The 21017-nt window shown below is 52.3% G+C and carries 19 protein-coding genes; 6 read left to right on the forward strand and 13 right to left on the reverse strand.

The features are described from left to right. Nucleotides 1-13: 13 nt before the first annotated feature. The 5 genes from ACO0LM_RS20620 to ACO0LM_RS20640 all read right to left on the reverse strand — a co-directional run bounded on the left by ACO0LM_RS20620 (nucleotide 14) and on the right by ACO0LM_RS20640 (nucleotide 5988). Nucleotides 14-1069 carry a rhomboid family intramembrane serine protease gene (locus ACO0LM_RS20620; protein WP_423039469.1) on the reverse strand — a complete coding sequence of 352 codons (1056 nt, stop codon included), beginning with the start codon at nucleotides 1067-1069 and terminating at the stop codon, nucleotides 14-16. Nucleotides 1070-1121: 52 nt separating this feature from the next. After that, a complete protein-coding gene (locus ACO0LM_RS20625) occupies nucleotides 1122-2600 on the reverse strand; it encodes a radical SAM protein (RefSeq protein WP_423039471.1) in 1479 nt (492 codons plus the stop codon). Nucleotides 2601-2705: 105 nt separating this feature from the next. Then, entirely contained in the window at nucleotides 2706-3470 is a 765-nt protein-coding gene (locus ACO0LM_RS20630) for a prolipoprotein diacylglyceryl transferase family protein (RefSeq protein WP_423039473.1), read from the reverse strand. A 106-nt stretch (nucleotides 3471-3576) separates the two neighbouring features. Beyond that, a complete protein-coding gene (locus ACO0LM_RS20635) occupies nucleotides 3577-3783 on the reverse strand; it encodes a hypothetical protein (RefSeq protein WP_423039475.1) in 207 nt (68 codons plus the stop codon). Nucleotides 3784-3945: 162 nt separating this feature from the next. Continuing rightward, nucleotides 3946-5988: a TonB family protein gene (locus tag ACO0LM_RS20640; protein ID WP_423039477.1), complete on the reverse strand. Its 2043-nt coding sequence runs from the start codon at nucleotides 5986-5988 to the stop codon at nucleotides 3946-3948. 488 nt (nucleotides 5989-6476) lie between these two features. On the opposite strand from ACO0LM_RS20640, the gene ACO0LM_RS20645 reads away from it, so the two are divergent. Further along, the gene (locus ACO0LM_RS20645; protein ID WP_423039479.1) at nucleotides 6477-7070 is read left to right on the forward strand and encodes a hypothetical protein; all 594 of its coding nucleotides are present in this window, start codon (nucleotides 6477-6479) and stop codon (nucleotides 7068-7070) included. Nucleotides 7071-7219: 149 nt separating this feature from the next. Beyond that, nucleotides 7220-8158 carry a 4-hydroxyproline epimerase gene (locus ACO0LM_RS20650; RefSeq protein ID WP_423039481.1) on the forward strand — a complete coding sequence of 313 codons (939 nt, stop codon included), beginning with the start codon at nucleotides 7220-7222 and terminating at the stop codon, nucleotides 8156-8158. A gap of 23 nt (nucleotides 8159-8181) precedes the next feature. Here ACO0LM_RS20650 and ACO0LM_RS20655 read toward each other — a convergent pair whose 3' ends face one another. After that, nucleotides 8182-8949 carry a helix-turn-helix domain-containing protein gene (locus tag ACO0LM_RS20655; protein ID WP_423039483.1) on the reverse strand — a complete coding sequence of 256 codons (768 nt, stop codon included), beginning with the start codon at nucleotides 8947-8949 and terminating at the stop codon, nucleotides 8182-8184. Nucleotides 8950-9394: 445 nt separating this feature from the next. Here ACO0LM_RS20655 and ACO0LM_RS20660 point away from each other — a divergent pair, with 445 nt between their 5' ends. Continuing rightward, the gene (locus ACO0LM_RS20660; RefSeq protein WP_186947439.1) at nucleotides 9395-10063 is read left to right on the forward strand and encodes a GntR family transcriptional regulator; all 669 of its coding nucleotides are present in this window, start codon (nucleotides 9395-9397) and stop codon (nucleotides 10061-10063) included. A gap of 164 nt (nucleotides 10064-10227) precedes the next feature. Here the strand turns inward: ACO0LM_RS20660 and ACO0LM_RS20665 are convergent, their stop codons facing one another. The 7 genes from ACO0LM_RS20665 to mrtJ form a co-directional block, all read right to left on the reverse strand. Then, nucleotides 10228-11127 (reverse strand): NAD(P)/FAD-dependent oxidoreductase, encoded by a 900-nt coding sequence (locus tag ACO0LM_RS20665; RefSeq protein ID WP_423039485.1) that lies wholly within the window; start codon nucleotides 11125-11127, stop codon nucleotides 10228-10230. A gap of 26 nt (nucleotides 11128-11153) precedes the next feature. After that, the gene (gene dsbD, locus ACO0LM_RS20670) at nucleotides 11154-13070 is read right to left on the reverse strand and encodes a protein-disulfide reductase DsbD (protein WP_423039487.1); all 1917 of its coding nucleotides are present in this window, start codon (nucleotides 13068-13070) and stop codon (nucleotides 11154-11156) included. 129 nt (nucleotides 13071-13199) lie between these two features. Then, nucleotides 13200-14420 carry a DUF3570 domain-containing protein gene (locus ACO0LM_RS20675; RefSeq protein ID WP_423039489.1) on the reverse strand — a complete coding sequence of 407 codons (1221 nt, stop codon included), beginning with the start codon at nucleotides 14418-14420 and terminating at the stop codon, nucleotides 13200-13202. A gap of 14 nt (nucleotides 14421-14434) precedes the next feature. After that, a complete protein-coding gene (locus ACO0LM_RS20680; RefSeq protein WP_423039491.1) occupies nucleotides 14435-14686 on the reverse strand; it encodes a DUF4266 domain-containing protein in 252 nt (83 codons plus the stop codon). Further along, nucleotides 14683-15204 (reverse strand): TlpA family protein disulfide reductase, encoded by a 522-nt coding sequence (locus ACO0LM_RS20685; protein WP_423039492.1) that lies wholly within the window; start codon nucleotides 15202-15204, stop codon nucleotides 14683-14685. The genes ACO0LM_RS20680 and ACO0LM_RS20685 overlap by 4 nt, the downstream gene beginning before the upstream one ends. A gap of 57 nt (nucleotides 15205-15261) precedes the next feature. Continuing rightward, nucleotides 15262-17451 carry a choice-of-anchor D domain-containing protein gene (locus tag ACO0LM_RS20690; RefSeq protein ID WP_423039494.1) on the reverse strand — a complete coding sequence of 730 codons (2190 nt, stop codon included), beginning with the start codon at nucleotides 17449-17451 and terminating at the stop codon, nucleotides 15262-15264. Between the two features lie 26 nt (nucleotides 17452-17477). Further along, nucleotides 17478-17864 (reverse strand): JDVT-CTERM system glutamic-type intramembrane protease MrtJ, encoded by a 387-nt coding sequence (gene mrtJ, locus ACO0LM_RS20695; protein WP_423039496.1) that lies wholly within the window; start codon nucleotides 17862-17864, stop codon nucleotides 17478-17480. A 532-nt stretch (nucleotides 17865-18396) separates the two neighbouring features. Here mrtJ and ACO0LM_RS20700 point away from each other — a divergent pair. The 3 genes from ACO0LM_RS20700 to ACO0LM_RS20710 are packed head-to-tail and all read left to right on the forward strand — an operon-like array spanning nucleotide 18397 to nucleotide 21010. Then, the gene (locus tag ACO0LM_RS20700; protein ID WP_422985734.1) at nucleotides 18397-18999 is read left to right on the forward strand and encodes an RNA polymerase sigma factor; all 603 of its coding nucleotides are present in this window, start codon (nucleotides 18397-18399) and stop codon (nucleotides 18997-18999) included. Next, nucleotides 18996-19676 carry a zf-HC2 domain-containing protein gene (locus tag ACO0LM_RS20705; RefSeq protein ID WP_423039498.1) on the forward strand — a complete coding sequence of 227 codons (681 nt, stop codon included), beginning with the start codon at nucleotides 18996-18998 and terminating at the stop codon, nucleotides 19674-19676. The genes ACO0LM_RS20700 and ACO0LM_RS20705 overlap by 4 nt, the downstream gene beginning before the upstream one ends. Beyond that, nucleotides 19673-21010: a S8 family peptidase gene (locus ACO0LM_RS20710; RefSeq protein WP_423039500.1), complete on the forward strand. Its 1338-nt coding sequence runs from the start codon at nucleotides 19673-19675 to the stop codon at nucleotides 21008-21010. Before ACO0LM_RS20705 ends, ACO0LM_RS20710 begins: the two co-directional genes overlap by 4 nt. The last annotated feature ends 7 nt before the right edge of the window (nucleotides 21011-21017 follow it).

The raw sequence follows: 21017 nt of genomic DNA on the forward strand, positions 1-21017 counted from the left end.
AACGATGTGGGAGTCAGGGCACTGGTGTTGCCCTCTCCTGTATCATCTTGCGTATGGACTCAAGCGTCATAGCAAATGCTCCTGCAACCTCAGGTTTTGCATTATCTGATAATAATCTGGCGGCAGGAACCAGCCCGAAAATCATCAGGGGTGCGTCGGCAGTCACCAGCACCAACGTTCGACTATCTCCATCGTCGATGGTTGCCCATCCCAGACCAGTCTCTTGCACCAGTGCGTCAGCAAAGACAATTTCCAGCGAATCTTGTTCCTGCTGTGGCCGCGCAGCAAGTGGCTTTTGATTCAATATCGCGTCGATGATGTTGAGCTTACCGGCAACGGTATCAAATTTTTGCCTGGCATCAGGCAAATAGTGTTCTCTCACCCACGATCTTTGCGCTTCAATTTTTAAGATATCTGCAGACGACAGATAGACCAGATTTTGTTTTTTGGATAAATTGATATTCTCTGGCGCGTTCGCCACTTTCGTCGTATCAATCAACCGGGTTTCAAGATAAGCCCAGACTACCCCCACCAGAAGGCCCGCCAGGTGCGCCCAGTTTGCAATGGGGCCTAATAACCCGGTCCAGCACAGGACCAGCCAGGCCAGCATCATGTGCACGGTTTCCTTGCGCATGCCGGAATTAAAACTTTTATCGAATCGCCCACGTATCCACATATAGCCAAACAAGCCATACACAACACCAGACATGCCACCAAAAAACGGGCTTTGCGAAACAACATACTGCGCGATATTGGACACCACTGCCGTAGCAGCTACAAAGCCTATATAAAATCTTGCGCCTTTTTCCCTGTCAATCCGACGCCCCAAATCCCACACCCACAACATATTGAAAATAATATGCATCACGTTGAAGTGGATAAATATGGGAGTAATCAGGCGCCAAATCTGTCCCGACAACACGTCAGACAAACCAGGATGATCAGGGTCGGCAATAAACAGTGTTCGCAAAAATTCTTCCGACTCACCCAGATTGGATAACAGGGCAACCACAACACAGATGCCGATCAATGCGATTGAAGTATAAGAATACGGTTTTAATTTTTGCATCGTGTATTTTCAAAAAAACGGAAATTATTGTCAGGCCACAAGCAATATGTGCTCAACTTATATCTGCGACCGGAATAACCTTAAATTTCAATTTTCCAGGCAACCTGTCAAGACTTTGCCGTTTAATGCTGCTGCGTATTTCTTGCAGGTGGCTCGGTTCTCTGTATAGTAAGTTATAACTCTCAAATGGAATCATCCTTCCATCGGGTAGAGCAAAATGTATGCATGACTTTTTCAGTGCGCGGACATCAAGTGAATAAGCATCCATGAATTGAACTATCAATACGCGGAACACGTTGTCATATCTGAGGTTTTGTGGCGCAGAAATCAATGGCAGGCAACACATCAACTCAGACAGGCAATTTGCCTGCGACTCAGGAGAATGATTTGTGGAGAAAAGTTTAAATATCTGATCCTTCATTCCATTCTTTAAATTTTCATCCCGCTCAAAGACGATAGTATTTCCGCTCCCTTCAACCAATGACTGCGGATCAAGATAGCGCGTCAACGGGACCGTCTTCTCTTCAGTTTTCAGTGCATATGCCATTGCCAGAGTGTCCGGGTTGCAGGGTACCGGCACAATATCTTTCAGACTAAATACACTGCATTGCTCTGATATTTTTCTACGGATTTCCGATACTGTTAATCGATGCAGACGTGCATCATAGTTCTCAACACGTCCTGCATCCTGTATCGGTTGCAAGGTGACACCGCGTACACATTTCTGCGTAAGGGCGAAGTTGATGATGTCACCTATCTCGTCATCATTTAAACCTTTTTTTAAGGTCACGACCAGGGTGGTCGACAGGTTTAAGGCATTTAAATTCTCTAACGCCTGCTGCCGTATGCGACGCAAGTCGGCACCCCGAAGTGCCTTATGCACTTCTGCGCGAAAGGAATCAAACTGTAAGTACACTTCAATACCCGGTGCATATGTAGCAAGCCTTTCGACAAAAGCCGTATCTTGTGCCAAAACTATGCCATTGGTGTTGATCATTACATGCTTGATCGGGCGCTTCTTTACCTCGTCAAGAATTTCCCAAAATTGTGGATGCAAAGTTGGCTCACCACCTGACAATTGCATGACGTCTGCTTCGCCTTCGTTGGCGACGACCGCATCCAGCATAAGAACAATTTCAGCAAGCGTTTTGTGCTGTTCGCGATGTGTACCACTCTCGGCATAACAGACAGGGCAATTCAAATTGCAATTGTCTGTGATTTCGACTACGGACAGGCAAGAATGCTGCATGTGATCGGGGCATAAGCCACAATCGTATGGGCAGCCATATTCCATGCTTGTATTAAATATTTTTGGCATCTCGGGATGCTTCACAAATACTTCGCGACACAATCTGTAGTATTCAACGTCATCACTGACAAGGACACGTTCAGTTCCATGTGCGCTACACCATTTATCCATAAAGACCTTAGCGTCCTTGAAGATAATTTTTGCTTCTACCGGATGCAAACAGGTAGAACAAACAGAGCTTGTCGTGTCATAAAAAAGGTAAGGTCGACTTTTCCGGGACATCTTGTTTTCTTCCTTTATTATTCAGTACCTGGTTGATTTTTAATCTTCACACTGGACCATACTTGTCAATATCTGCGTTTGTATTCGAAAAATTTGGTCCAATGCTTACTCTGCTGTTTTTATCAACTTCAACTTGGATAACTGACGCACAAGCAAAGGCAGGTAAATAACCAGTGCCAAGGCACACAATAGTTGTATGCCGCTAAGGTAGGCAAAGTAATAGTAGGGCGCAGGCTTTATGCTGTCGGCGAACAAGCGCCACATCAGATAACCAGCTAAATACAACTTGAACATAAGTCCAGCCTGCGCTTGCAGAATCGGACGACATCGCAATAAATAAGCCCCCCATACCAAGACAAAAAGCATGTCATAAATTTGAGTTGGATGTCGTTCAATGCCGTCACCAAAATCTATACCCCATGGTAGCGAAGTCGCATTTCCGTAAGTACCATCATTCAGGCCTGCAAGCAAACAACCGACACGGCCAATGACTGTACCAATCATCAAAGGTAATACAAAATTATCGCCTGTCGACTGCGTTTGACTGAGGATGGCTTTTGCAATTTCGACGCCCAACAAGCCACCTAGCAAACCACCGACGATAGACTGCCCTGAAACCAGGCTATTGAGGTTGGAAGAAACATCGTTCAGAAGCTGCGGATATTCCATCCAGAATGCGGCCTTGTTGCCAATTGCCGCACCTGATATACAGCCAATAATGACTCCATAATGTCCGGGAGAGAGCATACCCGATTGCCGCTGCCCCACCCTTTGCTGGCGATAAACTTGTACACCGATGGCGATGGCAAGCCATTCAAAAACAAAATGGATTGCATGGGCGGTGTCCGCAGAAAATACGTAAAACTTCATTGTGCGTATCAATCAGACGAGATGTCTGGAAACCTTAGCAGGCTTATCTGCATAGGAATTAATGAGTGAGCAGAGAAAAGAAAAATGCCAAACCTTAATTTGATTCCTAGTCTTTTTTCATTGAAGAAGAAATTTTCTCGGCCAATTTGTATAAAAGAATGCAGATGGCCAAGCCGACGACACCCAAGCCAAGTGCCATCAAATTAATAGAAATCAAGCCCACCGTGACGCCAATTAAGCCACAGGCACCAAAACCGACCACAAGTACGAAACAGACAAGAATAAGTAGAACACGAAAGATGTTTTTCATCATTGCCACCTTCACACCAGAAGCATTTCCAAAATTACATCATAACGTATTTTCTTGCCAATACCTACGAAAACACATGGCACGGCACTGCGTGCCGGTATTTCGACATGCATACCGACAAGTACGTCAGCGCTTTATAGATGATAAATGTGCTGTTATCTGCGCCTAACGCAACTCTTCAATAATCCTCAACTTCTCATCAAAATTCCAGATACGACGAATTTCTATGACGTCGTAGCGGGCCGCGATATTGGGCGGGAAGGCGGCGTATTTGGCGTTCAGGCGGATGATTCTGCGGGCGGCCTCGTCGATATCAGCACGTCCGCTGGAGCGGTTGATGGTGATGTCTTCAATGCTGCCGTCGCTGCGTATGGAAACCGTTACCACCGGGTCGCCACGGGCACGGTCTTTGGATACTTGTGAATAGTTTAAATTGCCATTGCGCTCGATTTTCTGTTTCCAGCTATCGATGTACAGCTGCACCGGCACGTCTTTGTCCATGCTGCCAAAGACGCTGCGGCGGCGTGGTTTGTCTTCGCTATTGCTGCTGGCTGCGGGTGGTGATCCACGTAACAGATCCAGGCCGCGTGCCTGTTCGCGGGCGCGGTTGGCCAGGTCACTACCAAGCAGGCTCTTCGGCAAGACAAAGGCACCAGCCTTGTCACCGTTCGATGTGCTGCCGCCAGGATTGCTGCCACTGGCATTGGCGTTGGGGCCTGTGCTTTGTCCCTGGTTCTGGTTGGCTGCGGCAGCATTGGCGGCGGCAGTAGCGGCAGCATTCGCGGCTGCGGCGTTGGCTGCATTGGCGGCGGCATTGGCGGCTGCAGTTGCTGCTGCGGCAGCGTTAGCAGCGGCCAGCTTGGCAGCGGCGGCTTGCGCCAGTTCACGCTCGCGCTGTTCGGCGGCGACCTGTTCGGCACGCTGGCGGGCCTGTTCTTCGGTTTTTTGACGGGCGGCCAGTTCTTCTGTTCTCTGTTTTGCCAGTTGTTCTTCGGCCTTGGTTTTGGCTAGCTGTTCATCCGCCTGTTTTTGTCTGGCCACTGCTGCTTGCTGGCGCTGTTCTTCCTGCTTGCGCGCTTCCATTGCCAGTTGTTGTTCACGGGCTTGCTGTTCGCGCTGCTGCTGTTCTCGCAGTTGTTGTTCTTTTTGCGCTTGCAACTGCTGGGCTGCCTTAGCTGCTTGATCTGCCTGCGTGGCCTGGGCCAGTTGTATTTGCTGGCGCTGCTCTTCCTGTTGCTTTTGTTCGACCTGGCGTTTTTGTTCTGCCAGTTTTACTTCTTCAGCACGGGCAGCGTCTTGTTGCGCACGGCGGTTCTGTTCTTCTGCTTCCAGCTGTTTTTGCAAAGCCAGTGCAGCAGCCTGTTGACGCGTTGCTTCATCGGCCTGCTTGCGATTGTCTTCATCCAGTTGTTTGGCCAGTTGCTGGTTCTGCCTGGTCGCATCGGCTGCATTTTGCTGGGCCAGTTCTTCAACTTGCTTGCGCATTTTTTCTTCACGCAGTTTGCGTTTCTTTTCTTGCTCGGCTGCCCGCGCAATTTTTTCCTGTTCCTGCTCCTGGTCTATGCCTTCCTGCGTCATGTCATCGAACTGTTTTTTGGGTTCGGTTTCAGCTTCCGCTTTTTTGGGGATTTCATCCGGATTGGGCACGGCCACGACAAAGCTGTCGTCATGAAAGGCATCCTGGGTGATCAGGCGCGGTACATCTGGTGCCTGTACCTTGCGGGTTTTTGCAATGGGTGGTGCTGCATCTGTGGTGTTTTTCTTGCTGGCACGCTGCTTGTTAGCCGCTTTGGCCGGCACAAGGGCTGGCACTGGTGCAGCTTTTTGCGGTGCCACCAGTTGTATGCCGGCGACTGCCTGCTTGCTTTCATTGCGCTCGGTCGCTGTCACTGGCGGCACAGGTACCGGTGGAGTCACTGATGGAACCGTAGGTAAAGGCGGTGCGACCGATGCCGGAGCAGCAGGCGAACTGACAGGATTGACCGGACTGGCTGGCGGCTTGTCAGCCGGGGCCGGGGCCGATGGTGCTACCGGATTGGCAATTTGTATGCTGATGGCAGGCGTTTCTGCCCTGCGCTTGTTCCATGGGGCTTCCAGCTCGGGCAAGCCAAGGCCAGGCAAACCAAATTGGAGTGAGAGCACAAATGCATGTATCAATAGCGAGATGATCAAACCGCCGGTCAGGCGTTTTTTGATCTCCTCAGGCATCGTGTGCTCATTTTTGTTTGGAAACAGATTCATGCAACAAGTATAAAAATTCCTTCAGTCTGCCGGGATTATCGCACGGCAAATTTACGACCCCTACTTTACCATCTGTCAGCCGGGCTGAGGATGATATATTCTTTGACCAACGCTAGCATGCACATCTGGTAAACACGGCTTCTTTACACACTAGTGGACTGTAACTTTGAAACAGAAGTGAAAGACGCTTGCCCGGCGATCAGGGCAAGGCAAGGTTAACACTTATGCACAGCGATAGTGAACTATCGCGAGCATTTGCAACGCAGCCATGGTCGTCGCGCAAGCGGAAGGCACTCTGTTTTCAATTGTTACAGTCCACTAGGATGGCTGAAGTTGCTATCGTTTCGTCAATGCTTACAGAACTGGTTCGAAAACACCGTGATCAAGAAAAAGCGCCAGAAGTAGCGCAAGAATAAACTCAACAAGAAATTCAAAATACGCAAAAGGAAACCGCTATGAACTTCAAATCCGTCATATTTGCTTTTTGTGCATTATTTTTTGTCACAGCCCCTATCCAGGCAGAAGTGGTCAATGTCAGTCCCAACGGCTTTCTGATACGACATGAAGTACAGTTGAATGTTCCCGCTGAACAAGCCTATGAGCTGATGGTAAACCAGGTAAGCCTGTGGTGGAACCCATCTCACACTTATTCACAGAATGCGAAAAACCTGAGCATCGATGCGCGTCCCGGTGGCTGCTTTTGCGAAAAACTGCCAAATGGTGGCGGTGTGCAGCATTTGAGCGTGGTGTTTGTCGCCCCCGGCAAAACCCTGCGCATGACAGGTGCTTTGGGCCCGATGCAAGGGTCCGGCCTGGCGGGCAGCATGACCTGGGATTTCAGTGCCATTAAACCCGCAAAAGCGATCGCAGGAGCCGCAACAGAAGCGCCAGCAGATGCCAGCAAAGCCGTCAGCAAGCTGGTGCTGACGTATAGCGTCGGCGGTTACATGTCAGGTGGCTTTGACAAAATGGCACCGGGTGCCGATGGCATGCTGGCTGAGCAGGTGGGTCGTTATAAAAACCTGGTGAATACAGGTAAGCCGGATTAATTCGCCAGTGTTTGCAGTGTTTGTATTGTGCTGATTTCGTCACAGCCGGTTTGATTTCATGTCAAGACAATGGCGACCTGCATACACTATGCTGAAGGCTGCTTATCCTCTATTTCGGTACTATTACGCCACTATCCCAGCAAAACGACATGAAGAAAATAATAGTCATAGATTCTCATACCGGCGGCGAACCTACCCGCATCATCGTCGATGGTGGACCGGATCTGGGGCTAGGCAGCATGGCCGAACGTCTACAGGTCTTTCGCGAGCAGTTTGATCATTATCGCCGGGCGACTGTGTGTGAACCACGCGGTTCGGATGTCATCGTCGGCGCACTGGCCTGCACGCCGCAAGACCCTTCCTGCACTGCGGCGGTCATCTTCTTCAATAACGTCGCTTACCTTGGCATGTGCGGTCACGGCATGATAGGTTTCATTGTCACACTGGCACATCAGGGCAGGATAGACACAGGCAAGCACCGCATAGAAACACCGGTGGGCATTGTCGAGGCAGAACTGCATGCAGACCACAGCGTGACAGTACACAATGTAGCGGCCTATCGCTATCGTCAAGCCGTACAGGTGGATGTGGCCGGCCATGGCCTGGTCACAGGTGATATCGCCTGGGGCGGTAACTGGTTTTTCCTCATCAATCAGCATGGACAAGACCTGCGGCTGGACAATGTCGATGTGCTGACCGACTTTAGCTGGCGTGTCAGGACGGCGCTGGAAGCCAATCACATCACCGGCGACGGTGGCGCGCTGATAGATCACATAGAATTGTTCGGCGCACCTGCCTCTGCAGAAAATCACAGCCGCAACTTTGTACTTTGCCCCGGCAAGGCCTATGACCGTTCACCTTGCGGCACAGGCACCAGTGCCAAACTGGCCTGTCTGGCGGCGGACGGCAAACTGGCAGAGGGCCAGGTCTGGCGTCAGGAAAGCATCATCGGCAGCGTGTTTGAAGCGTCTTACCGTATTGCGTCTGACGGCAAGCTGTTACCCAGTCTGCGCGGCAGTGCCTTTGTCAATGCCGAAGCCAGCCTGCTGCTGGATGAACGCGATCCTTTTGTGTGGGGCATACGCTAAATCAATGCTACCTGCTGAATTGATCAGTCCCTATGCACCACATCCCGGTAATCACTGGGAGTCATCCCTACCGTCGCCTTGAAGATACGCGAAAACGCGCTGTGATCCTGATAGCCGCAAGCAACGGCGACATCGGTGATGCTCAGCGTTGATTCTGCCAACATGCTGGATGCCGCATCCAGGCGTATCTTGACCATCATCTGGCGTGGCGTCAGTGAAAATATCTTGTGGAAATTACGTTCCAGCTGGGCCACTGACAAATCGGTCAACTGCACCAGGTCTGCCATGGCAACCGTCTGCGTATAATTTTGATGTAAATGTTTGACTGCGGCGGCAATTTTGGCATAAACAGGGTGGCGCTGATCCGGCATGGCCAGGTCGCGTGAAATGCCGGTCATGCCAACGATCTGGTGACGTGCATCGCGTAGCGGGATTTTTTGGGTCAGGCACCAGCCGGGTGAACGGTTTGGATACAAATGCAGTTCCAACTGGTCATGAATTTCTTTTTTGCCGCCCAATACCAGCGCATCTTGCGCTGCATAGCTGGCGGCCAGTGAAGCGGGAAACAGTTGCTCTGCCCGTTTGCCTAACAAGGCTTGCTTGTCACGCATACCGCAACGCCGCACCAGAGTATGGTTCACCACCAGATAGCGCCCTTCCAGGTCTTTGACAAAAAACACGATGTCGGACAGCACATCGAACAAGGCTTCAGAAAAAAATACATTCGCCAACTGGCTGGCCAATTGCTGGCGTTTTTCCTGTGCAGGAAAAGCAGATGCATGCAGTGTCAATTGATCACTCCACAAGTAAAGCAGGATGTACCCAAAATCACCTGGCTGGCACTGCCAGCAACACTAACCAGCAAGGCCGGCACCATGATGTGTTTTGTGTAATCCAAAATAGAAAAGACGTCCACTATAAAGCCTGGCAGTGCTGCCAAGGTATTTGACACCTACTTGAAACACCTCAATCATAAATATATTAATATTATATTTAAAAAATGAAGCATAGCTTACAGCCAGGCTCACCAGGCATAATTATGCTGATTTCTACATAATTTATGGGAAAATCTCCACAACGCATGGCAAATTCGTGCAAATGGATATATTCCAATATGATAAAAATCGTTAATTCACACAGGAAAACACGCAGAATTTGATAACAACCCTTTTTTACAAGGTAAAATTCGTATTCAAATAGGTAAAATCCATACAAAATACAGAACATGGATATCTGATGCTTGCTACTTCTGAAAAAATTCTGACTTTCACTCCCAAGCTGCGCGCAGCCGACGTGGCTTATGACGCCATCGAAAGTATGATCGTCACGCTGCAACTGAAACCGGGGTCACCGGTGGTGGAATCCGAACTGGTGGAAAGAACCGGCCTGGGGCGCACGCCATTGCGCGAAGCCCTGATGCGCATGTCATCGAATGGCCTGATTTTGCAAATGCCGCGCCGTGGCTTGATCATCAGTGATATTGAGGCGGCCGAGCATATGACGCTGATAGAAACCCGCCGCGTCATCGAACGCCTGATCGCCGCCAGCGCCGCCCGTCGCGCCACGCCGCAACATCGCAAAGACATCATAGAATGCGCCGACAAAATGCTGGTTGCCGCCAAGCGCAATGACTTGAATGACTACATGGCCGCTGACCAAGCACTGGACCATGTGGTGCATGAAGCCTGCCGCAACCCGTCTGCAGTGTCTGCGGTGGTCCCGTTGATCATCAAGTGCCGCCGCTTCTGGTATGCCTTCCAGCACGAAGGCGATATCGAAGAAGGCGCGCGCTGCCATATGCTGGTCGCCAAAGCGATTGCAAAAGGCAATGAGGAACAGTCAGCCAAGGCGGCTGACGGCCTGATGGATTATCTGGAATCCTTCGCCCGCAAGGTCATCGGTTAAGAACCTGTTCACGATCTTACTGCGCGTGCGCAATCAGAGACCACGCGGGGCTCATGCGCTGCTCAAAATGCTCATGTACTTTAGAGTACATTCCGCTTTTTGCGCTGCGTTTTTGTTACCCTTACTCCCGCTGACGCCCGCTCGCTACAGATCGTGAACAGGTTCTAAGATTCCAAAAAGCGTTGCGCATCCAGCGCTGCCATGCAACCTGTGCCGGCGCTGGTGATCGCCTGGCGATATACATGATCCTGCACATCACCGGCAGCAAACACACCAGGCACATTGGTGGCGGTTGCCATGCCTTCGGTACCGGTGCGTGTCTTGATGTAGCCGTTATGCATTTCCAGCTGGCCTTCAAAAATGCTGGTGTTGGGCTTGTGACCAATCGCGATGAAAACGCCATGCACGGTGATGGGTGTCACCGTGCCATCGGCTGCCTTGACCTTGATACCGGTCACACCAGATTCATCACCTACCACTTCATCCAGTGTGTGGTTCCATTTGACTTCAATCTTGCCTTCGGCCACTTTAGCCATCAGACGGTCGATCAGGATGGCTTCAGCACGGAACTTGTCACGACGATGAATCACCGTCACCTTGCTGGCGATGTTCGACAGGTACAGGGCTTCTTCCACCGCCGTATTGCCACCACCAACGACGGCCACTTCTTTACCGCGATAGAAAAAACCATCACAGGTAGCACAGGCAGATGCGCCGGTGGCGATAATCAGTGAATCACAGGTGTATTGGGCCTGGTCACCAATCAGGCGTATCGGTTTTTCATCCAGCTTGGCAGTGTGGATGTAATCAAAAATGATTTCGGTATTGAAGCGTTCTGCATGTTGCAGAAAACGCTGCATCAGTTCCGGGCCTTGCACGCCCATGGGATCGGCAGGCCAGTTTTCCACGTCCGTGGTCGTCATCAGTTGGCCGCCTTGCTCGACACCGGTGATCAGCACCGGTTTCAGGTTGGCACGGGCTGCATACACGGCAGCAGAATAGCCTGCGGGGCCAGAGCCAAGAATTAATACATGAGCGTGCTTTGGTATAGATGTAGTGGTCATGCTACGCAATCTGGAATGAGATAATTTTACAGCGCAAAATGGCGCGACAAATGTTGCACGAAGCGTTCAGGTTCCAGGTAGCCGATGATGCGACTGTCAGGCACTTCCTTGCCGCTGCGGTCAAACAGGATGATGCCTGGCGGGCCAAACAAGGAAAAACGTTTCATCAGCGCTTTTTCCATATCGCTGTTGGCAGTCACATCCACTTGCAGCAGGCGTACCTGTTTCAGTTGTTCGCTGACCTTGGGTTCAGAGAAGGTGAAACGTTCCATCTCTTTGCAGGACACACACCAGTCGGCATAAAAATCCAGTATCACAGGTGTCTTGGTTGCAGCCAAAGCGGCGTCCAGTTCTGCAATGCTTTTGATGCGGGTAAATTTATTTTCCGCATGATTTCCCGATGAACCCGCATCCGCCATCTGCGCAGCATTCGCTACTCCGCGCAAATGGGCCAAAGGTTGCAATACATCCTTGCCATCGCTGGCGGCACCGATCAGTTCAAACAAACCCAGGAACAGGAAAGTAATGCCCAATGCCTTTGCGACATACGCACGCAATGCTGCGCCCGCAGGCAATGCGTCAAACACATGCAAAAAAACTGCGCACAGAATGGCAAAGCCACCCCACACCGCCATCATGATCTTCACCGGGAAAACCGGGCTGACCATCCAGATAGCAACGGCAATCAACAACAGACCGAACAGTTTCTTGACCTGGTTCATCCAGGCACCGGCACGTGGCAACAGGCTGCCGGCAGAGATACCTGTCAACAGCAATGGCACGCTCATGCCAACCGCCATGGAAAACAGCGCCCAGGCACCGATCAATACATTACGGGTCTGGCTGATGTACAGCAAGGCCCCGGCCAGCGGCCCGGCCACGCAAGGGCCAACAATCAATGCCGACAATGCGCCCATCACAAACACGCCAAGGAACTTGCCGCCGCTGAAATTACCACTGGCCTGGCTCAAACGGCTTTGCAGGCCACCAGGCAATTGCAATTGATAGACATCAAACATGGACAGCGCCAGACCAAGTAGTAAGGCACCAAAGGTCAGCAATACCCAGGGCTTTTGCAAAGCCCCTGCCAGGCCTTCACCAGCCAGGCCGGCAGCCACGCCCAGCAAGGTATACACCAGCGCCATGCCCAGGCAATACGCCAGCGCCAGCACAAAACCACGGCCACGCGAGACATTGCCTTCACCCACAATAATCGATGACAAAATCGGCACCATGGGCAGTACACAAGGAGTAAATGACAGCAGCAAACCAAATACCAGGAATGCCATGCCTATGCGCCACAGGCTGCCACTTTGCAAGGTGCGCTGAGCCAGTGAGCTATCGTCTTCCTTGTGGCCAGATTCGCTGGCGGCTGGGGCTGGGGCTGGGGCAGCGGCTGCAATTGGCGCAACTGATGTTGACGACGCTGCTGGCATAGCTGCTGGCGTAGCTGCTACCACAGGTGCGGCCTGCTCTACAGGCTGGAGCAATAATTTACCGGGAACCGAGGTATCAACCCGATAGTGTTGTTCTGCCGGCGGATAGCACAGGCCGGCATCGGCACAACCCTGATAACCTACCTTCAGCGTAAACACCTGTGCCGCTTTGGTGATGGGTAATTCCACCAGCAGGCGGCCGGCATAGGTTTCCACTTCCTTGTTGAAAGTGGTATCAAATTTGCGTATACCATCCGGCAACTTGGGTTCACCCAGGGTGACACCCGCTTCAACTGCATTGAAACTCAGACGCTCACGGTAGAGATGGTAATCCTTGGCTATCGTCCAGGACAGCACTAGGGTTTTTGCATCACGCAGCTCGGCTTGTAACTGGAAAGCCCGTTCCGGGTCCAGGAAATCATCTGCTGCCGCTGCCTGCTGTGACAAACCACACATCAGCAAGAGCAACAATGCAGAAAACCATTTATAGAAAAAATTATGTTTCATTCAAACTCCCGAATTTTTTGGGACGATAAACCCATGGGCAAGTTTGCGGGTGCAGGATAGTCAGGGCGTAGACCGTCCCGCACCACGCATGGCGCAAGGAAACGGCAATCATCGATTGCCATCAGGCACCTACCACTGCTTGCTAATGCCCAGTTGTATGCTTTGCGCTTCCAACGCAGCCAGTCCCGGGCTACCCTTGTGGAACAGGCGCCAGTTGCCGCGCTGTTCATAGTTTTCCAGTTTCACGTCTACCGTCCAGTCACGCGTCAACTGCTTCGCCACTTTGATGCCAAAAGTCAGCGCACCAAAGCCTGACAGGCGCTGGTCGGCAGAATTTAGCTGGTTGGAAGAAAACACAAAACCAGGCGGAAATGGTGCGCCCAGTTTGGCGTCATAGACCGGATCAAAATAGAAACTGGCCGCACTTTGTGAATACATGCGCAGCGAAGGTGTGACCGTCCAGCCTTGCGACAAGGGCTGTCCATATTCCGCCGTCAGGGTATGTGCCTTCACGTCATAGCTGTCGCTGTAATAGCGGTAACTGAAACGACCGGTGCCACCTGTCTCCAGGAAGTGATGATTCCAGCGCGCCAGCAAGGTAGTCTGGTTACGTTCTCTGGGGCGGTTATCCAGCGCCTTGTAAGGGTCGGAAAAATAACCTTCGCCACGGCTATGACTGAACGTCAATTGTGCGATATCTTGCGCAGTGATCACCTGCGTCACACCTGCCATGAGGCTGAGGGTTTTTTTGGTTTCGTTTTTGACGATCAGGTTGGTAGGATTGATGCGGTCATGGCTACCACCCAGGCCAGCGGTCCAGGTGGTGTTCTTGTCTTCACTGGAATACGTGCCGGTCAGCGACAAGGCGCGTGACTCGTAATCATGTTCAGTTGAATAGGCAGTGCCCACTGTCAGGCTGGCACGCGGGAAGTAACGAGTGAACGCTACATCACCGGCAGTACGCTGGTCATTCATACGTGAAGCACCTGAAATCGCCGTGTGGTAACGCGGCGATGCGCCGGATACATCATCCGACGTCAGGGTGGCATCCAGCGACCATTCTGAACCCAGAGGGGTAATCAGGGACAGTGAAGGAGAATTGGCAGTAATGCGTTTCAGGCCATCCTGTTTTTCTTCATAGTTCAGGTACTTGAGACTGAGGCTGGCATGTTCTGGTGGCGTTTCGGCACGGGCTACGCCCAGGCCGGGCAACAACAGGGCCGCAGTCAGCAAGGCAGCACCTATGGCTTGCGATTCCACAGCAGCCGGGTTAACTGAAACTGGGTTGACTGAAGCTGACGATGTTTCAGATAAAGTCGAAACAGAAAGAGGAGCGGTTATTTTATTCATGTCGGAGTTCTCTCTTAGTTGCAACCACAACCACCACCGCCCACACCGGCACCACCGGATGCCGCTTCACGGCTGGTGTAGATGTGTTCGCTGTAACGGGATTCAAGCTTGTCGCCTTCAAATGTCATTGCCGGCTTTGCCAGATTGCCTTTTTCCCAAGGCTGCACGACCATGATCAGGCTGCATCCGGAGGTGGCAAGTACACTGCCGCCAACCAGTAACAGGCAGGCAGTTTTTTTAAACATGCGGTTCACGCGTGTATTCATTTGATGGCTCCCAGCGAAGATTTGATTTTTGCTTCCAGTACGCTCTTGTCGGCTTCCTTGAAGCCCGCATGTTCAAACAGGACTTTTCCATCCGGACCAATCAGCACACTGCTGGGCATGCCTTTGACGCCATAGCTGCGCGGCGTGGCTCCGGCGGGGTCAAATGCCACCACAAAGCGGGCTGGCGTAGTTGCCAGAAACTGGCGTGCATCGTCATTTTTCTGATCCAGGTTGACGCCGATAATTTGCAAACCCTGGGCACCGTATTTCGCTTGCAATTCATTCATCCAGGGAAAAGACTGGCGGCAAGGGCCACACCATGAAGCCCAGAAATCCAGGTACACCAGCTTGCCCTGATACTTCGCCAGGCTGACATTTCCTTCAGCACCACTCAGCTCAAATGCGGGTGCGGCACTACCTTTGTCGAGTGCCATTGCCGAGCTGACTACCAGTGTGGCTGCCAGGCCAGACAATATCTGGCTTAGCCGTTTTTTATTTATGCGTAATGTGAATTTCATCGTTCTACCTGTTTTCTTTTAATTCAGAAAAGCCGGACCGCAGTCCGGCTTCCACTATTACCTTTGCGTTGCGTCTTGACGGGCCTGACGTCTGCGCCAGAGGATGACCGCTGCTGCCAGCATCACCAGGATGGGCAACATCGGGTCATTGCCATCACGGGCAACCGAGCAACCGCCACCGCCTTCACTTCTGGGTGCATTGCCAGTCACAACAGGCACTGTGGTGGCCACCGCAGTGCCTGCCAGGGAAATGCTCCAGGTCGCGGTAGTGTCAGATGAACTGATGACGACACTGCCATTGTTGGTACCTGCGTTTGCCGGTGCATAACTCACCACCAGGTCACATGAGGTATTCGCCTGCAGGCTGAACGGGAAGCGTGGGCAGGATGCGCTATCCACCACTGCGGCATACGGCCCGGTAAAGGCAGCATTGGTCAGGGCAATGGCGCTGGTGCTTGGGTTGCTGAGTGTGAAGCGTTTGATCAAATTGGCACTGCCTATGGTGGCGGAACCGAAATCAAAAGATTGCGGATTAATGTTCAGCGTCACCGTCTTGACCGGGATGGCAATGCCGGTACCAGCCAGATGCACACTCAGTTGTGTACCGCCATCGGTCACTACCAGCACATCTGCAATCTTGCTACCGGCACTGCTTGGCTTGAACGTTGTATCTATGGTGCAGCTGGCCGCTGGGCTGACTGTGCCATTGACGGCGCAAGTACCTGCCAGAGCAAAGTCATTGAGCTGGCTGCCATTCAATACCAGGCTGGTGATCTTCAATGCAGCCGTACCAGTATTGCTGAGCGTAGTCGTATGCTTGGCAGAACTGACACCTACCTGGGTATCCGTGAACTGCACGGTGCTGGTATCGGACAGCACTGGCTTGGCGACTGCCTTGCTGGTTGCCGTGCCAGTAACGGCCACCTGCAATGCAGCGGCATTCGAAGTCACTGCCAGGCTGGCACTGGCGTCACCTTCCGTCGCCGGGGTGAATACCACAGGGACATTACAGCTGGCACCCACTGCAAGGCTGCTGCCGCAGGTATTGCCGGCACCGATCACTATCGCAGAAGAACCGCTGACTTTAACAGATGACAGTGTCAGCACCACATTACCGGTGTTTGACAAACTGATCTGCTGCGTCACCGGGTTGCCGCCCACGGTCTGCGCACCAAAGGCAAGCACGCTAGGCGTGGCGGTGATGGCAGGTGTGGCAGCAGCGCCGCTACCAGTCAGGCTGATGACGACACTACCGTTCGAGGCATTCGAGGCGATATTCAGTGCGGCAGCAAAAGCGCCTGCTGCGGCAGGGGTAGCCTGCACAGTCACTGTACATTGGCCACCGGCAGCAACGGCTGTCTGTGTGCTGCAGCTACCGCCCAGGGCAAAGATGCTTGCATTCGCACCAGTCAGGCCGATGGAACTGAAATTCAAGGCTGCCTGACCGCTGTTGCTGATGGTGATGGTCTGCGCTGCCGATGCGGCATTGACCAGTACTGAACCAAAGTTCAGGCTGGTGGCTGACACTGCCACACCTGCCTGGGCGGCAGCATTGCCGGTACCGCTGAGACTGACCAGGCTGGAGCCACCCGTCGCGTTGTGACTGATGCTGATGCTGGTGGTGCGCGTGCCTTGTGCAGTCGGCTTGAAGGTGGCCAGCACAGTACAGGTCGCGCTAGGCGCCAGTGCAGCGCCCGCTGCGCAACTGCCGCCAGCCAGACTGAAGTCGCCGCTGGTACCACCAGTCAACGCAATGGCCGTGAGGTTCAATGCAGCGGAACCGGTATTGCTGACCGTGGTGCTGAGTGCAGTGCTGGTCTGGCCTATGGTGGTGCCATTGAAGACCAGGCTGGCTGGGGAAACTGTTGCGATCGGGCCGGCAACTACGCCAGGGTTACCAATAAATGCGGCCAGATCTGCGATTTCTGCCTGGCTGAATTTATTGTTATACAAAGTACCCATGCCGCCTTTGTTCTGGGCCCAGGCATTGCTGATTTCCGTCGGATTATTCGCGCCGCGCAAAATGCCGTTGACGTTATTGGCGGGGCTGGCACCGTGGCAGGCGGTACAACTGGTACCACCAGAAACCGGGCCATTCAGGTACAGGCTCTTGCCATTCAAGGCATCCGCAGCATAGGCGGCCGACATGCCGGTTGCCAGTTCAAACACGATGCCTGCACTTAAGGCAGCACCCAGCACACCAGCCTGTCGCACTAAGCGAGTAAAACGAAAATTCAACTTCATCATAGTTTCCCTTCAATGATTAAAATAGGTCACTGCATGCAAACACCAAGAGCCATCCCATTGAAGACAGCATGCATTAGCGCACACAGTCGCCAATCACGCGTCCACTGGTACAGCATCGCCAGCAACAGTCCTGGCAAAAAAATCGCTACCACCATCGCCCAGCCCGCTGCCACGTGCAGCGCGCTGAATACCGTCGCCGAAATCAACACCGGCAACCAGCTTGCGTTGATGCCGGATTGCCGCAACCGCCCTGTCAGGTATTGCTGCAGACCGGCACGCACAACCAGTTCTTCCAGTACCGGTGCCAGCAGCAAGAGCCGCAACAACACTTCCACATCCGGTGCGCGTAGTTTATTTCCACACATTGCATGCTGAACAAAAAAAGGAAAAATCACGTTCACCTGTTCAAGCATTCACTGTCCTGCAATGCTGGTTTCAAAAAATCGCGCATCGTTTGCGCGACCTGAAATACGATCTGAAATGTGACCAGAGGCAGCGTCTTTTTTTTGTTTCGATTTAAAAAAAAGAGACCTCTCGGGTTGTTTCAAGCGGTTAATGCGCCAATCATTCAAATAGGTTCAAAGAAAAATGAAATATTTTTTGATGCACGCAAAAACCGCATCGCAACACCACGCAATACGTAATACGTAATACGTAATACGCAGTATTTTGTGAAAGTTGAATTGAGAGATAAAAAGACAGGAATGAAAAAATGCCTGGTCAAAAAAACGCTAAAGCAGTCATACCAGCATACCGATGCGCTACAATCATTCAACAGTCCCGATACCCGTTACGACAGTTAACATCAGGCATCCGGCTTGAAAGTCCAGCCTGCTGTTTTTTAGGTAAGGCCGTCGCCAAGCGACCATACGCAATTTTTTTGAACATGCAATGAACCTTTTCTACCCGATCAGGTATTAACGTTTCATCGAGGAGAACGCAGGCATGTTTGAGAATTGGGGATGGCGAGGTAAAACAGACAACAAGCGTCCAACTACCCCGGAAGCACATGAAGTTCAGTTGATCGCCTCGATTGCCAATGCCGATCGGCAGGCGTTTGAGGCTTTGTATCGCGTGTACTTTGGCAGGCTGGCCCGTTTTCTTGACAAGATGACACGTGATACGCATCTGATAGAAGAGATAGTCAACGATACGATGTTGGTGGTCTGGCAAAAAGCCCATACCTTTAACCAGACATCGAAGGTATCTACCTGGATATTTGCGATAGCCTATCGTCAGGCACTAAAGGCCATACAGACATTTGATGCAGCAGTGGAATCCAATTTTGAACATCATGCGGCAGAATCCCGCTATGAACCCGAACACCAGATGTCTGCCCAACAACTGGAAGGTGACCTGAACCGGGCCCTGCGTGCTCTGCCCATGGAGCAGCGCGTGGTCGTCAGCCTCACTTATTATCATGAGATGGGATACAAGGAAATTGCTGAAACCATGGAATGCCCGGTCAACACCGTCAAAACCCGGATGTTCCACGCAAGACAGCGTTTGAGATTCATGCTTTCCGACAGCATGGAGGAAATATTATGAACATGAAAACAAGCCAGTCCTATCCGTCTGACGAGGCAGCGCATGCCATCGTCCAGGACTTGCTGCCCTGGTATGTCGTCAATACCCTGCAGCCTGACGAAAAACAGTTAGTACAAAAACATTTGCAAACATGTACAGCTTGCAAGCATGACCTGCAATGGCAAATTGACCTGCAAGCCAGCGAACCGGCGACAAGCAGCGCACCCGACCTTGATCGTGCCCTCGCCAGCCTGTTGCCAAGACTGGATACGCAGAATAAACAGGTGCAAGCAGCCAGCGCCACAGCAAATAATAGCCTGCTGGCGCGCTTGCGGGCCTTATTGTCGACAAATACTAACCGGTCCATGGGCTGGGTCATGGCGGCACAGACGGCCATCATCGTCGGGCTGGTGGCGCATCTGGTTCTGCCCGTGCAAGACAATACCAGTTATCATGTGCTGGGCAGCGGCGAACGCTCGTCCGGCAATATTGTCGTCATCTTCAAACCGGAAACTACAGTCAAAGATATACAACGCATCATGTCACTGAATGACGCCCGCATCATCGATGGCCCCACGGTCACCAATGCCTATCTGCTCAATGTCCCTGACGACAGGTTGACGCAAAGCATGGACGAGTTACGCTCTGAACCAGTGATTGAACTGGTGGAATCCCTGCAAGCCGGAGGTGCCAAATGAATAAGCCCGGTAAGCCTCGCTGGATCAGGCTGTGGCTCAGAATCGGGCTTGCTGCCTTGCTGGCACTGGCGGCGGGACTGAGCACATCAACAGTCAGTGCCCGCAACGACAACGACGCCGAACCGGTGATGCAGAAAGAGCCGGAAGCCAAACGCCGGCTGCTGGTGATGCTGCATCTGCCAGCACCACATTTTCGCCCGGATGTCAGTTATAGCGGTGGTTACAGCAATGATGTCAGCCGCACCGCCCGCCGCCGTATCGCCGAAGAACTGGCGCGTGTGCATGGCCTGAAACTGCTGGAAGACTGGCCCATGCCAGTCCTGAATGTGGATTGCTTTGTGATGGAAGAAACCGAGACCACGTCCGAAGCCCAGATAATGGAAATACTGAGCAAGGATGCCCGCGTCGCCTGGGTACAGACCATCAATACCTTTGATGCGCAGGCCAAAAATGACCCCTTGTTCCCGGTGCAGCCGGTCAACAAATACTGGCAGCTCGATGATGTACGCAAAATTGCCACTGGTCGCAATGTGGTCGTGGCCGTCATCGACAGTGGTGTAGAAATCAAACACCCCGACCTGGTTGGACAAATCTCACTGAACCAGAATTTTATCGACGGCAACCCCTATGTAGGCGAAACCCACGGCACTGGTGTTGCCGGTGTGATCGCTGCACGTGCCGGAAATGGCATAGGCATAGAAGGCATAGCGCCCGACACCCGTGTCATGGCCCTGAGAGCTTGCTGGCAAGAGCCCGAAAATAAAACCAGATGCAATAGCTTCACGCTGGGTAAGGCATTGAATTTCGCCCTGACGCAAGGTGTGCAGGTAATTAACATGAGCCTGTCCGGCCCGCCGGACCGCTTGCTGAAGCAATTGCTGGATGCGGCTATTTCTCGCAACATCAAGATCGTCGGTGCCATGGACCCCAAGCGTGCTGATGGCGGCTTCCCGGCCTCGCACCCCGGTGTGTTTGCGGTGGCAGACAGCAAGACCACACTGCTGGCGAATGACATTCTGGTAGCGCCGGGGCGTGACATACCGACCACGGCACCGGGTGCGCGCTGGAATTTTGTCTCCGGTTCATCGTATTCGGCAGCGCATATTTCAGGAATGATGGCATTGCTCAGCGAACTGCAGCCTTCTGCCAGCCTGGCGCAGGTACGCGCTGATCTGGTGGTCAACCCCGTCAACCAGAGCGATGCCAACATCAGCGGGCAGGTCAATCTGTGTGCCACCTTGCATAGGGTCACACATAAATGTGCGTGTTCATGTCAAATGGCAGCCCCTGCTGTCAGTACGACGCCAACCACAACAGTCGCCACTCATCCATAAGCATGTG

It is taken from the genome of Undibacterium sp. Di26W (genome assembly GCF_049340265.1).
Taxonomy (GTDB): Bacteria; Pseudomonadota; Gammaproteobacteria; order Burkholderiales; family Burkholderiaceae_D; genus Undibacterium.